Origin of the sequence: Flavobacterium xinjiangense, assembly GCF_900142885.1 — a bacterium.
GTDB lineage: Bacteria > Bacteroidota > Bacteroidia > Flavobacteriales > Flavobacteriaceae > Flavobacterium > Flavobacterium xinjiangense.
Genome location: NZ_FRCL01000019.1, coordinates 1 through 16348, shown reverse-complemented (window position 1 = coordinate 16348; position 16348 = coordinate 1). Strand labels below are relative to the sequence as shown.

The window sequence follows — 16348 nt, the reverse complement described above, 5'->3', positions numbered from 1 at the left end:
ATGTCTTTTAATTTTGTCAAATTTGAATATCAAAAAAATTAAAAACAGCGGTTTTTTATACAAATACGAGTGCTTTTCTTTATCATTTTTAAAATCTAACTACTAAATTGCAAAATAGTTGACGTCCATGCTGTAAAAATTGTTTTGGGCCGCCTATTCTTATATTAGGTTGGTAAATTGTTGAATCAAACACATTCGTAACAAGTAATTGAGTAGTAATTTCGGCATCGTATACTTTTATTTTTACATAAGAAAATGTCAAATCTACCTTAGCAAAAGCTGGAATGGTAATTATTTGTGTAACATCCTTATTACCATGTTTTGCTTGAATTTGAGAATAATAATTAATTCTTGAATTGATTGTAAAGTTATCAGTTGCATTAAAAGTCAAACCTCCGGTTATTCTATGGGGATAAACGCCCAGATTTACGGTACTGACACCTGCATAATCATCAGCATCTTTTTTGACATAGGAGTAACCAATTTCAGTTCTAAAGTTTCCTGTTTTATAAAAAAGTTGGCTTTCAATACCAAAGACATTTATTACATTATCTGAATTTATGAATCCCCCCGTTTCAGTAGGTTCAATAAAATTTGTTGCTATGTTCTTGTAGGCAACAATATTTGCTAATAAATTACTCGTAAATGATTGATTAATTCCAACTTCAAAAGTATTCATACGTGCCGGATCAAGTTCATTTACCACATTTTTTGCTGATGAAGCACCGAGTTCAAAAATATTAGGTTCCCTGAAAGCTTGTCCAAAAAGAAATCGTATCGAAGTTTTTTTAAATGGTGTGTAAACCAAACCACTGCGAAAGGTAAGGATGGATTTATAGATATTGTGATAATCAAATCGTCCGCCTAGTGTGACATATAATTTATCAAATAGTGTTTTTTGCAATTGTAAAAACAATGAATTTTTGTATTGTCTAAAAAATGGTTTGCGCATTCTATTTTCGATAGCGCGTGTTTCATCAAAACTAGGATTTAATTTATCTGTTGAAAGAGATAAACCTAATAAATCAAACATATCAAATGTATACCCACCGATAATAGATAAGGTTTGATTTGGAACATAATCTAATTGAATACTTCCTTTATATCGTTTGGAACCTGAACTCGATTGCTGTGAGTAGGCCATCATAAAATTGTCTTTGATTTCTTGATCCGTAAGGGGTAATTCCGGATTATGCCCATTTTTTACAAGAGTGTCGTATATCACATTGTCGAAAGTGTAGTTTACGCCCCAAAATCTTTCTTTATAAAATTGAAGTTCTGCATTAATTTTAAGTTTGGCACTAATTTTTTTTTCTATACCGGCATAATACAGGGCTAATTGACGGAAATCACTTTGATTAATATAATCTAACGAGATGTTTTCTAGCCCTTTACTGCCTTTAAGCTCATAACCCTCTATTCCTAGATATAAACCTTTGTAAGAAATTTTAGCCGCATACGGAAGAGACCAGCTGTTTTGCTTAAATTCTTGGTTTATGGGAAACGCTTTAGAAGGAACTCCTTGTCTGAAATTTACGGTATCTTTTACAAAATCTTTATAATCCCAAAGATTGCTACGGAAATATCTAAAGCTCCCACTAATACGAAAATCATTTATATTTTTTCCAAAAACGATGCTTTGTGCTTGAGTTCCTTGAGTTCCAAATTCAGTACGATACTGTATTTCATCATAATCGGAGGAACCATTTTTTGTAATGATATTAATAACACCAACCAAAGCATTTGCACCATAAAGTGCCGAAGCGGGACCTTGTAGGATTTCAACTTGTTTTATATTATGCGTTGCAAATTGTGTTGAAATAAATGTTTCGGAAGCAAATAAATTTTGCATTTCCCGTCCATTTACCAACAATAGCGTTTGCGAAAAATTACTTAAAAAACCACGTTGTCCGCCAAAAGTAAAATGGTCAGTTCTTATAGCTACGACACCTGGAACGTTTTCCAATAAATTTGTTAAATCAGTGTAGCCGTTTTCAATAATATCTTTTTCAGTAACAACATAAATTGTTGCAGGTGCAATTTTTTGATTTTCTGGCTTTTTAGAAGCAGTTATAACTTCAACATTCATTAGTTCTTCGAGCGTGAGTTCAAAAAAATCAACGCTGGCAATCAGAGTTATGTTCAAGTTTGTTATATCTTTTTTGATTTCAACTACTTGCACTTTGAAATTTTTTTTTGTAAATTCAAGTGTTGCTGCAACTTCCGGTACTTCAATTGAATACCGTCCTTGCTCATCTGTAAAAGTTTTCAAGGCTGTATTTTTCACACTAATTTCTACACTGTCAATAGGTCTGTTTGTTTCGTCGGTTATTACGCCAGTTACTATTTGTTGTGCAAAAACTATATTTACTGTGAGAACCAATATAATAAATAAAGATTTTTTCATAATTTCTTTTTTTATTACTAATTGACAGTGTGTAGGAGATAAAAATGTCTATTCAGGTACGACTAAGAAATTTTAATCAATTCCATAAAATATTTTTTTTCTGTTTCCTTATTTATAGCCATTGGCTTTGTTCCATCGCTATTTTTTGAATTCAACTACCTTGAAAAATAGTTTTATCGTAATTACAATTTTGTTTTGATAGCATGTCGATAAAATGTGTAAGAATGAAGTTAGTCTTGTAAAGTAGCACATTCTTGTTGATTTCGGCAACTGCTTTTTAATTAAAGAAAACCAAAAATAACTTAGTGCAACAGCATGTATTTTTGTAATACTATAACTAAGTCTTTGGTGGGTGACCAATATTTAAATTTTTCTATTCGTGTTCCTGCTTTTATTGATGGAAGCGCCGTACTATTTTATTATCGAATTTATTTTGCAAGTCCGAATCATCAAAAGTTAGGTGCTATCTTGCTGTATTAAACCTACGACCAAATCCATTTTTTTAAAGAAAAAACGAGCGGACTTTCATTCCAGTCTTTTTATGGGTTTTGCTGGTGTAAGCTTTTTTGCGTATTAAAGTTAGTGATTATTTGCCTGGCATCGCTATTTTTCTGATAAAATAGATGAAAAATCAGTAAAAAAATGATATTTCGATTAAAAACGAAGCGTAGAGTTTCAAAATTGAAAAACACCAATGTCATAGCGATTTGATTTAAAACACAAAAAGGAATTGTCGATTAGGACTATTTAACAAAATGTAGTTTCAGTGTGAAATTTAACAAAAATTAAAAAAATTATCAATAAGTTTGTGTATACGTCTAAACCATTATATAAAAATGAAAAAACAGTTTCTTTTTGTGATTCCGGCAATCTTTGGACTCACTATTAGTCATGCACAAAGTGTTCCAGTGCACGCGCAACCCGGTATTAATATTTTTAATATGGATAAAAAAGTCAGGTCAAATGATGATTTTTTCCGATTTGTAAATGGAGCTTGGTTGGACAAAACGGAGATTCCAAGCGACAGGACTTCATGGGGAAGTTTTAATGAATTGCTTAAAAAAACGGATAAAGACGCATTGGATATATTGAAGGAAGCTTCAAAAAACCCGATGTACAAATCAAATACAGATCAAGGGAAAGCCATTAGTCTTTTCAAATCTGTTTTGGATACTGTAGCAAGAGATAAAAAAGGAATTGAACCATTAAAAAAATATTTGGCAAAAATTGATGCGATAAAAAACATTCAGGATTTACAAAAAGTATTGGTTGAAATGGAACCAGTCGGTGGGATTGGCTTTTTTGGAGTAGGAGTTGGTGCCGATGAAAAAAACAGCAATAAAAATTCTGTTAACCTTGGCGTAGGTAGATTAGGTTTGCCTGATAAAGATTATTATTCTTCTGAGGATAAAGATTCTAAAGAAAAAAGAGATAAATATGTGCTTCACGTAGAACGAATGTTACAGTTTATTGGTGAAAGCCCTGCAAAAGCGAAGCAAAGCGCGATTAAAATTTTAGCTTTAGAAACAGCATTGTCTAACCCAAGATTGGATAGAGTAGAACGTAGAGATGACAGATTGCAATACAATCCAACGTCTATCGCTGATTTACAGAAAATGACACCTGCAATCAATTGGAAAAATTATTTTTCAGGTATCGGTTTTACAAAATTAGATACGGTAAACGTTAACCAACCAAGATACATGAAAGCGCTTCAAACTGTTTTTAAAGAAAACAAAGTAGCGGACTGGAAAGAATACCTAAAATGGTCTTTGCTAAATAAATCCAGCGGTCAACTGTCAACTAAAATTGAAGTTGCTAATTTTGACTTTTATGGAAAAGCGTTGACTGGTGCAATCAAACAAAGACCTCGTGAAGACCGAGCTTTGCAAACCGTTAATAACACCATTGGAGAAGCCTTAGGAAAATTATACGTTGAAAAAATGTTTCCTGCTGAAGCAAAAGCAAAAGCAGAGAAAATGATTAAAAATGTGATTTTGGCGTACCAAAACAGAATCAATAATTTGACTTGGATGTCTGAAGCAACTAAAGTTAAAGCCGTTGAGAAATTAAATAAAATCACAGTCAAAATTGGATATCCAGACAAATGGAAAGACTATTCTGCTTTGAAAATTGCAAGTACGGAAGAAGGAGGAAGTTTCTTTGAAAATGTTCAAAATCTTTCTCGTTGGAATTTTCAAGAATCATTAGATAAACTTAAAAAGCCAGTTGATAAAACAGAATGGGGAATGTCGCCACAAACGGTAAATGCCTATTACAATCCTTCTTATAACGAGATTGTGTTTCCAGCAGCTATTTTGCAACCTCCTTTTTACAATTATCAAGCAGATGAAGCAGTAAATTATGGTGGAATTGGAGCGGTAATCGGACACGAAATTTCTCATGGATTTGATGATTCCGGCGCCCGATACAATGCAGATGGAAATCTTGTAGATTGGTGGACAGCTGAGGATTTAAAACAATTTACAACCCTTGGGACTTCGTTAGCCAATCAATACAGCGCTTTGGAACCATTGCCTGGAATTCATGTGGACGGGAAATTTACTTTGGGTGAAAACATAGGTGATTTAGGTGGTGTAAATGCTGCTTTTGACGGATTACAGATGTATCTAAAAGAAAACGGAAATCCAGGATTAATCGACGGATTTACTCCTGAACAACGTTTCTTTATCTCTTGGACAACCGTTTGGCGCACAAAAATGCGTGATGAAGCTTTAAAAAGCCAAGTAAAAACAGACCCGCATTCTCCGGGAATGTATCGTGCGTATGTGCCAATTCAAAATCTGGATGAGTTTTATAAAGCTTTTGGAATTCAAAAAGGCGACGGAATGTATGTTGAACCAAGTAGCAGAGTAAAAATTTGGTAATCTATAATTAATTTGCATAAAAACCCATTCACTCAACTGAATGGGTTTTTTTATGTAAAGCCAGAAAACTAAAAAAGTCAGAAAAGATTTATTTGTCCTGCTTTAATTCCAGTATAATTTAACAAAATTTAAAAGTTTTATTGATAGCTTTGTGATAATAACTAATTAACTATAAAAAATGAAAAAAAATACGAATAAGCATTTACTTTTTGTCATTCCTGCAATTTTAGGTTTTACAATTAGTCAGGCACAGAACGCTCCGGTAACTAAAGAGCCTGGAATTAATGTTAATTACATGGATAAAAGTGTCAAACCAAACAATGATTTTTTTCGCTATGTGAATGGAACCTGGTTGAATAATACGGAAATTCCAAGTGACAGAACCCGTTGGGGAAGTTTTGATGAATTGCGTCAAAAGACAGATAATGATGCGTTGGCAATTTTAAAAGAGGCTGCAACAAATCCTGCTTATAAATCCAATACGGATCAAGGTAAAGCGATCAATCTATACAAATCGATATTAGATACGGTTGGAAGAAATAAATTAGGAATAAATCCTTTAAAGCCATATTTAAAAAAGATAAATGCAGTAAAAAATACTAAAGATTTAGAAGCACTGTTAATCGAAATGGAACCTATCGGTGGTATTGGATTTATGGGTGCCGGTGTTGGAACGGATGCAAAGAACAGTAATAGAAACGTAATTAATTTAGGTCCTGGCGGCGTAGGTTTGCCAGACAGAGATTATTATGTTTCTGAAGATGCCGATTCAAAAGAGAAGCGTGCAAAATATGTTTTACACGTTGCCAAAATGTTGCAATATCTAGGTGATAAACCGGCAATCGCTAAAATGAATGCTGAAAAAATCCTGGCTCTTGAAATTGCGATGTCTAAACCAAGGATGGACAGAGTAGAAAGACGGGACCGTCGTAAGTCTTATAATCCAATGAGTATTAAGGATCTTCAGAAATTAACACCGTCTATCAATTGGAATACTTATTTCACAAAAATCGGATTGGCAAAAGCAGATACCGTAATCGTTTCTCAACCGAAATATATGGTGGCTTTAGAAACTATTTTCAAAGAAAACAAAATAGAAGATTGGAAAGCATACATGCGTTGGAGTTTATTGAATAGGGCTTCTAGCCAATTATCAACTGCTATTGAAAATGCAAACTGGGAGTTTTACGGAAGAACTTTAACTGGGGCAATAAGCCAAAGACCACGTGACGAAAGAGCGCTTCAAACTATAAATGGAAGTGTAGGAGAAGCTTTGGGAAAATTATATGTGGAGAAAAAATTTCCGGCTGAAGCCAAAGCCAAAGCAGAAAAAATGATTAAAAACATATTTTCAGCTTTCGAAAACAGAATTAATAATTTAGCTTGGATGTCTGCAGAAACGAAGGTTAGTGCACTTGCTAAATTGCATAAATCAAGAATAAAAATTGGGTATCCTGATAAATGGAAAGATTATTCGGCCTTGACCATTAAAAGCCCTCAAGAAGGCGGAACTTATTTTGATAATGCGAAAAGCATGGCAAAGTGGCGCTTTGATGAAAATATAGCCGAATTGAACAAGCCGGTTGATAAAGAAAAATGGGGGATGTCTCCACAAACAGTAAATGCGTATTACAATCCATCCAATAATGAAATTGTATTTCCGGCAGCTATTTTACAACCGCCTTTTTACAATTATCAAGCGGATGAAGCGGTAAATTATGGTGGAATTGGGGGCGTTATAGGTCATGAAATTTCACATGGTTTTGATGATTCCGGAGCGAGATATAATGCCGATGGAAATCTGGTAGACTGGTGGACAGCTGAAGATTTAAAACAATTTTCGGCATTGACAGGAGCACTTGCTGCACAATATAGCGCCTTGCAACCAATACCTGGAACATTTGTGGATGGGAAATTTACCCTTGGAGAGAACATCGGAGATTTAGGTGGAGTGAATGCGGCTTATGATGGTTTGCAATTGTATCTGAAAGAAAATGGAAATCCAGGATTAATTGACGGGTACACACCAGAACAACGTTTTTTTATTTCTTGGTCTACAATTTGGCGTTCAAAAACACGTGATGAAGCATTGAAAAACCAAGTTAAAACAGACCCACATTCACCAGGAATGTACCGTGCTTATGTTCCTTTGCAAAATGTAGATACCTTTTATCAGGCTTTCAATATTCAAGCGAATGACGGAATGTACATAGCACCGGAAAAACGTGTTAGAATCTGGTAAAAATTATTTCACACTATCAAAAGGTTCCATTTGTATAAGCAAATGGGACCTTTTTTATTTGTTAGCTAATTGTTGATTTTCGTCCTTTTCTCAACGAATAATTCACCATGTATAATCCAAATAAGGTTACTCCACCACCTATTGCAATGGAAGCATTAAGCGTTTCTCCAAAAATAACAGCACCTAAAATAACAGCAATAATTGGATTTATATAGGCATAAATACTACTTATTTGTGCCGGCAAATGTTGCAGCGCATAAATAAAAGCAATGAAAGTAAGAACTGAGCCAAAAATAACTAAATAGGCAATTGACCACCAGGAAATGGCAGGAATAGAACTTAGGGGTACTGATGTGCCAGTGGCTCCGGTAAAAGAAAACAGTAAGATGCTGGAGAGAAACATCTGCAATCCTAAACTAAAATACGGATTAAAACTAGCCGCTTTTTTCTTGGTATACAATGATCCAAAAGCCCATGTTAAAGTTGAAATAAGTGAAATAAAAATCCCAAATCTAAAATCGGGTTTTATGAAATCGCTTAGATGATCGTAAAAAATCAGACAAATACCACCAAAACTCACTATTAAACCAATTACAGCTAATCGAACTAGTCGTTCACCTCTAAAAAAACTAATTATCACGATCCATAAAGGTACAATGGCGCCAATAATAGCTCCTAAACCGCTACTAATATACTTGACGCCCCAAGTGCTTAATCCGTTGCTCAGGACAAAATTTAGAATGCTCAGGATTATAATTGTTTTCCATTGTTTTCCTTTCGGCCAGGGTGTTTTTTTAAACAAGAAAAAAGAAATATAGAGAAAACCGCCAATGAATTGTCTAATGGCGGCAAGTTGTAAGGCAGGCATATGTTTTACACCTTCTTTTGATGCAATCCAAGTGGTGCCCCAAAAAAAACTGACCCAACACAAAGCTAATATCGGCAGTCCAATCGAGTTCACTTTAGACGAAACCGCATTTTTAATTTTAGTTCTCACGTTATAAATTTGGTTTGGTAAAAGTGTAATTTAAAATAGTCTCAATTTTATCACTCGATATGGTTTTCCCAACAGAAGTATTTTCATGATTGAATTTTGGTAAAACCAAATTCAAATCAGCAGCTTTTTGACCGTAATAAGTGGAACGGGAGGGATGAAAAGGCGTTACTGCATTGAAGGTTTCGTTCCAAGAATCGTTTTGAATAATTTTTAGAATGATTCCAATACAATCTTCCTGATGAATCAAATTTATAGAGGCTTCCGGATTATCGAGGTTCTCACGACCCGCCAGAAATTTCACTGGATGTCGGTCCTCGCCAATTAAACCTGCAAAACGAAGAACAGTAGTTTTGAAATTAGTGTTACTTTGCAAACGCTGTTCAGCTGCGACTAATTGTTTGCCGCTTTCCGTATCTGGATTCAGTGGAGATTCTTCCGTTACAATTTCATTTTGTTCTCCATAAACAGATGTGGAACTAACGAAAATAACATTTTCAACAAAAGATTTTTCTATAAATGGAATCAGTAATTCTATTTTTCCGACAAAACTTTCTTTGTTGGGTCCTCTTAGTTTTGGCGGAATATCAATAATTAAAGTGCTGCTTTCCTGCAAAAAAGTTTCAATAATATCCGGAACACTTTTGCTGTCAAGCGACCCTTCCCCCGACGCTTCGAGGTCGCTCAGGGTGACATTTATTAAAAAAGGACGGACTCCTGCATTTTCTAATACTGAAATTTTTTCAGAAGTCGTGGTTGATCCATTCACTGAAAATCCTTTTTTTAGCAAGGCTTTCGCCAAAGGGAAACCCAACCAACCGCAACCAAGGATACTAATTTTTGCCATTTTATCTACTGTAACCAATTTTGTTTATTTCTGTGAGTCAAATAGGCTGACTTCTTTAAGTATTACAAATTTCATCAAATTTTTGGAACTATAAGGCTATCCGTAGGTATTATTAATGGTTCTTTTTTAATATAATTTTTAGTTGGAGTAACTACAGGTTTTATAAGTACAACTACTGGAGTGGGTTTTATTTTTTCTTTAATTACGACTGCATCATTCAAAATAAATGGGGTTGGCATCATCCAGTTTTCTCGTTTTTTCATCGAAAACAATGGATTTGTCAATAAATCGAAAGAGCTTTCCATTAAGCCCATGTCTAATGGCGTTTCGGAATCAAAACTGAATTGCATTTCCAAGGGCAAATTATCCACCACATAATAACTCAAAATCTTCTTTCCGTTTCGTTGGTATTTGGAACCTTTTTGGCCTAAAGTACTCGCGCCATTTGCTTTGAAATTGTGGATAGTCATTTTTTCATTGGCAAAAATGTCATAACGATTTACTTTTCGTTTGGGTGAAATTCGTATTTTCAAATATCTTTGATTTCCAATAATTCTATCTTCAAGAAATTCAACAGTTGGTTTTTCGAGAACTTTTATGGGGGCATCAGCTTGATACGTAAATTTGGAATTGTATTTACTGAACAATGGCGTATCTTCCATTGCGGTTGCTTCTTTCAGCTTCTCGCCCAGATAACTTTTGGTCCAGGAATCAAGATTGGTGTCGTAGGTCATCCATCTGGCTTTGTTGGTATCCGTATTATATACATACAACAAGCTGTTAGATTTTGCTTTTCCAAATTCATAACCGGAGCTGTAATGTGCTTTTGCAAAAAAGCCAATGGCAAGTATGAAAAATACTGCAAACCACCTTCCTTTTTTGGCGAAAGCTCCAAAAACAGGCAGCAATAATGCAAAAGTTAAAACGGTAAGTATCGCACTTCCAAACAATACTTTTAATCCCAAACCGACGGGGAACATTTGGATAAATGGTGCTATTATTAATAAGGCTGGAATGCTGCAAATAAGATTTAGTGTTTTATTCGACCTTTGAGTCACAATAAAAATTCCAAAAGAAAATAGTGCAAAGTAAACGGGAATAATCAAAAATCCTGCTCCTTGTAAACTAAAAGCAATAAATCCATTGATGATAATCCAAATGAGTAATGGAGCGACATAATGATTCATTGTCACCTTTTTGGCAGAAAAATGCTGATAAAATGCGAAACAAATTGCTATAGCCAAAAGTACAAAAGCAGCAATGTAGGCATGACCATTGTAGGTAAAACCGTTGAGTAAATCATTGTATTGCGGATAGGCTTTCAGCAATGCTTTCCATCCAAAAAATGTGATTAATCCGGTAATAATTATGGAACCCAAAAATGGAATAAATCCACGAGCAATTTCTCTGAATGATAAAATGCGTTTGGCTCGCCCTAAAAACAACAGGAAAATAAATAGTGCCAGAGCGATTACCACCATCGGCAAAACCCAGCTGAAAGGATAGCTTATAAAAGTATAAGGAATCGTAAAATAAACATCATCAGCAGTAGCTTGTGTGCTGCTCAAATTAGCATTTGAAAAATAATTAAGCAAAGGCATCAAATACGTGCCTTGATGTGTTAATGTATTTGTGTTTAAATGATTAATATCATCTTGGGCAGTATGATAATTAAAATGGTCATCTATAAAGGCAAAGTTATAACCCTGAATATTTCCTTGTTCTCTAAAAACAGTCAAATCGGTGTCATTGGGCAACGTTTTATAAATGCTATACATCAAGGAATTAGAAACAGGAAAAGTCGCTTTTGCGGAAGCAAATTCTTTTACCAGTCCGGCATTTCCATTGTTGGTTTCCATTACCATATAACTGGGTCCGGAAGAACCACGTGCTTCAAAATTCAGCACCAAACCTACGTTTTTCGCCCACGGATGCTGAGTTACAAAAAGTGCGGCGCCATTTAAACCTAATTCTTCTGCATCCGAAAACAGAATTATAATATCATTTTTATGTCTTTTTTTAGTGTGCAAAAATGCACGGACACTTTCCAGAATTGTTGCCACGCCGGATGCGTCATCACTTGCGCCGTGTGAGAAGGAATGAGGCGCGCTGTCGTAATGCGAAAGCAGTAGCAAGGCCTTAGAACTGGAGTTGCCTTTTATACGAGCCAATATATTTTTTGATTTTACCAAATTTCCCCAATCACTAAGGGTAAATCCTTCCTGGATTGATGTTTGTAGGCCTAAATGGCGGAGCTCTTTTATAAGATAATCAGCCACTACTTGATGATTCTCGGAGCCTACAAAATGAGGTTGTTTTGATATGGCTTCCACTTGTACCAATGCTCTTTTGGTCGAAAATTCTGAAAGCGATTCTGTTTTGTCAGAAGTCCTATGTGGCATCATTGTAAAGTAAATCAATCCCAGAATCACGAGGATAAATAAACTGGCAAAAATTGAGGAATAATCTTTTTTCATTTAAATAGAATTGGGTTCTAAATGTCTTTTTTAACTAGCATGTAAAAATCATTGTCCAAAACCATGTAGCCTTGGTCATATAGGAAATAGTAGGTATTTCCTGTTTTGGTATGCAAAATATTAGTAAAAAATTCGAAATCAAAACCCTTGCTTAAGAGTTTGGCTAGAGTAGTTTTTGATTTTCCTTCAATATTGATTTCGGATAGAATACGGTAATTTTTGCGCAACTTGTTGTTGATGTTGCGCATAAAATTAGTGCTGTCTTTGTTTATTTTGTTGTTGTAGGCATTGCGGCAACCGTCACTGCAAAACTTTTTGTCTTCACGGCCTACAATCTTTTCTCCACATTCTAAGCAGGTTTTATTCATGGATTGATTTTTCTAATTTCGTACAAATCAGTGCGACGGTCTTTTAGGATTCTGGCGCTTCCATGTTCGTGCAGTTCTTTTAGCAAATTCAGGTCGACATCTACAATCAAAGTCATTTCAGTATTAGGCGTTGTTTCCGCTTTTATTCCGGTGCTTGGAAATGCAAAATCCGAAGGCGTAAAGACGGCTGATTGCGCATATTGAATGTCCATATTGTTCACTTTTGGAAGATTTCCAACGCATCCGGCAATGGCGACATAACATTCATTTTCTATAGCTCTTGCCTGCGCGCAGTGTTTTACTCTTATATAACCACTTTGGTTATCTGTTAAAAATGGTACAAATAAAATATTCATTCCTTCATCGGCCATTATTCTTGATTGTTCTGGGAATTCGACATCATAACAAATCATAATTCCTATTTTTCCGCAATCGGTATCAAAAGTTTTAATTTGGGAACCGCCTTTCATTCCCCAATGTAAAACTTCATTTGGAGTGATGTGAATCTTATAATACATTTCAGAGGTGCCATCTCTTTTACAAAGAAACCCTACATTATACAACGTACCATTTTCTAAATAAGGCATGCTTCCCGAAATGATATTTATATTATAAGATATGGCAAGTTCCTGAAATTTTTTGCGAATGGGATCTGCATATTTGGCAAGTTCTCTAATAGCATCAGGTTCTGATAAATGATTGTAATCTGCCATAAGAGGGGCAATAAATAACTCAGGAAATAGGGCAAAATCACTTTTGTAACCGGATATGGCGTCGATAAAAAATTCTGCCTGTTCGAATAAGGCGTCTAGGTTTATTAACGGACGCATTTGCCACTGAATTAATCCAATTCTGATGATGCTTTTCTGGGTATTTATTAATTGAGGACTTTCATCATAATAGATATTGTTCCATTCTAATAGAACGGCAAATTCTTTTGAATCGATGTCTCCTGGGAGGTAATTTTTCATAATTCTCATCACGTGAAAATCATTACTTAATTGAAACGAGAGGACGGGGTCATGCAATTCTTTTCGTTTTACTTTTTCGATATACTTTTTCGGGGTCAGTTCTTCAGCGTGTTTGTTATAATTTGGAATCCTTCCTGCAAAAACGATAGCTTTTAGGTTCAATTTTTCGCACAGTTCTTTTCTTGCATCGTATAATCTTCTGCCAAGGCGTAAACCTCTATAATCCGGATGAATAAATACATCAATTCCGTACAAGATTTCCCCTTTTGGATTGTGTGTCGAGAAAGTAAAATTTCCTGTTATTTTAGCGTAATCAGGATTTTTATCAACTAAAATTTCATCAACAATTAATGAGAACGCAGCACCTACCACTTTTTTGTCTGCGATAATTACCAGTTGTCCGTCAGGAAACATGGAAAGTATTTTCTCAATATCTTCTTCTTTCCAATAGGAGTCTTCTAGCTCTGGATAAGATTTTATCATTGATTTTTTTAACTCCTTATAGTCTTCAATTTGTAAGTTACGTAATTCTACTTTTTTTATTTTTGCTTGCATAAGAAGTTGATTTCCATCAAATATAATCAAATTAATCCATTTACAAACGGTTACAAACAGTTACAACCGAAAGTAAGTAGTTATCTACCGAATAAATTTTTGAATCCGTCACATCTTTGCCCTGTTGAAATCAAATAACGATTCAACAAATAATATTATATACACTAACATTTAAATTTTACACGCCATGAATACATTAAGAAACAAAGTACAGTTAATTGGACACGTAGGGAATGATCCGGAAATCAAAAATTTTGACGGAGGAAAAAAACTAGCAAATTTTACAATAGCGACAAACGAAAGCTATAAAAATGACAAAGGAGAAAAGGTAGAGGAAACCCAATGGCATAAATTAGTGGCTTGGGGAAAAACGGCTGAAATTATAGAAAAATATGTGACTAAAGGAAAAGAAATAGCTGTTGAAGGTAAATTAACCCACAGAAGTTACGAGGATAAAAATGGAGAAAAACGCTATGTCACAGAAGTTGTGGTTAATGACGTGCTTCTTTTAGGGAAATAATATTAGGATCCAGCAATCATTCGTAGCAGTGATTTGCTAGGATTAAAATTTTAAAAAAAATGGGGTAACCTTATGAAAAACAGCCATATTCTCAAACTTCGAGAAGTGGCTGTTCTTTTTGTGCTAATTTATTTCTCACACGACCTGTTGAAGAATTTACTTGAAAGCAGTGGTTCCTGTTTAAAATTGACCGGTAATCATTAATCACTATTTTTCTTCCGTAAATCAAATCCAGGGCACCGTTTGCATCGTTTGTCTTCCCCTTTTTTATATTTTTCGCAACATTTTGACTTGAGTTTATCCTTAGTGCCGTCCTTTTCAGAATGCTCTTTTTTATCCTTTTTCTTGTCTTTATTTTTCTTTTTTTTACTCAATTTCTAAGGAGTTAAAATCAAGTGGAATTGATTCTAAAGTGTTGGACTATTTAGGGTCTTTGGATGCTGAACTATTTGAAGCCATCTGCTGAATATCTCTGTCAAATAAATACAAACCACCTTTATCATCTCCAATTAGGTTTATTTTATCTAAAATAAGTTTAGCCTGAGCCTCTTCTTCTATTTGTTCCGCTACGTACCATTGCAAAAAGTTGTGCGTAGCATAATCCTTTTCGGAAAACGAAAGATGAACCAGTTCATTAATTGAATCAGAAACGAAAACTTCGTGTTTGTAAAGTTCTTCAAACATTTTCTTGAACGTTTCGTAGCTGGTTTTTGGTGCTTTTAGTTCAGAAACTTTGGCATGACCGCCGCGTTCGTTGATGTATTTGACCAACTTAAGCATATGTGTACGCTCCTCATCAGACTGCGCATACATAAATTTTGAAATTCCTTCTAAACCATGTGTTTCTGACCAAGAAGCCATAGAAAGATAGGTTTGGGATGATTCAGCCTCGATACGAACCTGAATATTCAATGCTTGTTCTATATTTTTTGATAACATGCTAGTATGTTTTAAGTAAAGTTACAAAAAAAACTTAATTTACTGATTCATAATCTCTTGAAAATAATCTATAAATTGACCTAAATGTAATCCGTCCATTAATCCGTGATGAACATGAACCGACATAGCAATGGTTCTTTTTCCGTTTTCTGCAACCATCATTTTGCCAAAAGATATTTTGGGGGAACTATCAGGAAAACTGTAGCTTCTGGCGTGTGAAAGCGAGGTGAAGTTCAACCAAGGAATTGCTGAAAAATGAATTACATTATCCTCTTCGAAAGTTCTTGTAAAAAGGCCAGTTGTATTTTGAACGCGTTCTATTTCTGTAAGGGCATTTTTTTTGAATATAGTAAAATCAGCATTATATTCAATTAGAGAAAAACCAAAAGTGCCGTCTTCGCGACCAATTGTTGCCGAGCCGTTGACTGTGTCATGAACAACGATTGTATCCTCTGAAATTCTATAACGAAACGATTCAACCGTATTTACTGCTACCAATGTTTTGTGCAAATAATAAATAAAGAATGAGCAGTCTAAACCTTTTGCTGCTTGATAAGCTTTGGTACAATCTATTTCGACAGTGGCGCCAAAAAAGGGTTCTTCCATTTGTTTAAAAAACAGAAAGTGTTCTTTTCTATTCCAATTTTCTATATCTAAAAGTGTTTTCAAGATTTTTAATTTTATAGAGCAAATGTACAGCAATACTTTTAATCCGTAAATTCGTTTTTTCAGGTTTACTTATAAATTGCTGCTCAAATGGAGAAGCTAATATCCTGTAAACGGAAGTTTTTGGACATAAAAAAAGCCCTAAAGGAAATTAGACTGCCCCCAAAAAGTTAGACACTATTTGGGGGTATTTTTATGGAAAGAAAAGTCAAGTATGATTATGCGTTTAAGCTTGAATGCGTCAAATTAGTATTAGAAAAACATTATTCTTGTAATTATGTTTCAAAGCAAAAAGGTCCGGATGAATCTAATATTCGTAAATGGGTTGGATTTTATAGGCAATATGGATGTAGTGGTTTGCTACCAAGAAAGAACCAGAGTTACTCTGTTAGTTTTAAATTGAAAGTGTTAAAAGCAATTGATAAGGATTTACTATCCCTGAGAGATTCATGCTTAAAATTTAACATTCCTGAC

13 protein-coding genes are annotated in these 16348 nt (G+C 34.6%); 4 read left to right on the top strand and 9 right to left on the bottom strand.

All coding sequences use genetic code 11. From position 1 onward, the window contains the following. Positions 1-88 precede the first annotated feature (88 nt). Positions 89-2407, bottom strand: a complete 2319-nt coding sequence (locus BUC23_RS16050; RefSeq protein ID WP_073211338.1) for a TonB-dependent receptor — start codon at positions 2405-2407, stop codon at positions 89-91. 836 nt (positions 2408-3243) lie between these two features. On the opposite strand from BUC23_RS16050, the gene BUC23_RS16045 reads away from it, so the two are divergent. Together BUC23_RS16045 and BUC23_RS16040 are read left to right on the top strand one after the other, a co-directional pair. Then, the gene (locus BUC23_RS16045) at positions 3244-5295 is read left to right on the top strand and encodes a M13 family metallopeptidase (RefSeq protein ID WP_073211334.1); all 2052 of its coding nucleotides are present in this window, start codon (positions 3244-3246) and stop codon (positions 5293-5295) included. A gap of 178 nt (positions 5296-5473) precedes the next feature. Next, positions 5474-7537 carry a M13 family metallopeptidase gene (locus tag BUC23_RS16040; RefSeq protein ID WP_073211331.1) on the top strand — a complete coding sequence of 688 codons (2064 nt, stop codon included), beginning with the start codon at positions 5474-5476 and terminating at the stop codon, positions 7535-7537. Positions 7538-7598: 61 nt separating this feature from the next. Here BUC23_RS16040 and BUC23_RS16035 read toward each other — a convergent pair whose 3' ends face one another. From BUC23_RS16035 to BUC23_RS16015, 5 genes are all read right to left on the bottom strand, one after another. Beyond that, positions 7599-8534 (bottom strand): DMT family transporter, encoded by a 936-nt coding sequence (locus BUC23_RS16035; RefSeq protein WP_073211328.1) that lies wholly within the window; start codon positions 8532-8534, stop codon positions 7599-7601. A gap of 1 nt (position 8535) precedes the next feature. After that, on the bottom strand, positions 8536-9378 hold the full coding sequence (locus BUC23_RS16030) for an SDR family oxidoreductase (protein WP_073211398.1): 843 nt from the start codon (positions 9376-9378) through the stop codon (positions 8536-8538). Between the two features lie 74 nt (positions 9379-9452). Beyond that, positions 9453-11855 carry a M28 family peptidase gene (locus BUC23_RS16025; protein WP_244153848.1) on the bottom strand — a complete coding sequence of 801 codons (2403 nt, stop codon included), beginning with the start codon at positions 11853-11855 and terminating at the stop codon, positions 9453-9455. A gap of 17 nt (positions 11856-11872) precedes the next feature. Beyond that, a complete protein-coding gene (locus BUC23_RS16020; RefSeq protein ID WP_073211326.1) occupies positions 11873-12223 on the bottom strand; it encodes a hypothetical protein in 351 nt (116 codons plus the stop codon). Continuing rightward, complete coding sequence (locus BUC23_RS16015) at positions 12220-13749, bottom strand: bifunctional GNAT family N-acetyltransferase/carbon-nitrogen hydrolase family protein (protein WP_073211392.1); 1530 nt, start codon at positions 13747-13749, stop codon at positions 12220-12222. Before BUC23_RS16015 ends, BUC23_RS16020 begins: the two co-directional genes overlap by 4 nt. A 187-nt stretch (positions 13750-13936) precedes the next feature. On the opposite strand from BUC23_RS16015, the gene BUC23_RS16010 reads away from it, so the two are divergent. Continuing rightward, positions 13937-14269: a single-stranded DNA-binding protein gene (locus BUC23_RS16010; protein ID WP_073211324.1), complete on the top strand. Its 333-nt coding sequence runs from the start codon at positions 13937-13939 to the stop codon at positions 14267-14269. A gap of 200 nt (positions 14270-14469) precedes the next feature. On the opposite strand, the gene BUC23_RS17570 is transcribed toward BUC23_RS16010, so the two are convergent. The 3 genes from BUC23_RS17570 to BUC23_RS16000 are packed head-to-tail and all read right to left on the bottom strand — an operon-like array spanning position 14470 to position 15877. Beyond that, on the bottom strand, positions 14470-14643 hold the full coding sequence (locus tag BUC23_RS17570; protein WP_167365598.1) for a hypothetical protein: 174 nt from the start codon (positions 14641-14643) through the stop codon (positions 14470-14472). 46 nt (positions 14644-14689) lie between these two features. Beyond that, positions 14690-15208 carry a ferritin gene (locus tag BUC23_RS16005; protein ID WP_073211321.1) on the bottom strand — a complete coding sequence of 173 codons (519 nt, stop codon included), beginning with the start codon at positions 15206-15208 and terminating at the stop codon, positions 14690-14692. A 39-nt stretch (positions 15209-15247) separates the two neighbouring features. Next, positions 15248-15877 carry a CatA-like O-acetyltransferase gene (locus tag BUC23_RS16000; RefSeq protein ID WP_073211320.1) on the bottom strand — a complete coding sequence of 210 codons (630 nt, stop codon included), beginning with the start codon at positions 15875-15877 and terminating at the stop codon, positions 15248-15250. Between the two features lie 192 nt (positions 15878-16069). Here BUC23_RS16000 and BUC23_RS15995 point away from each other — a divergent pair. Further along, positions 16070-16348: transposase (locus tag BUC23_RS15995; RefSeq protein ID WP_139259779.1), on the top strand; the 279-nt coding region annotated here is incomplete at its 3' end.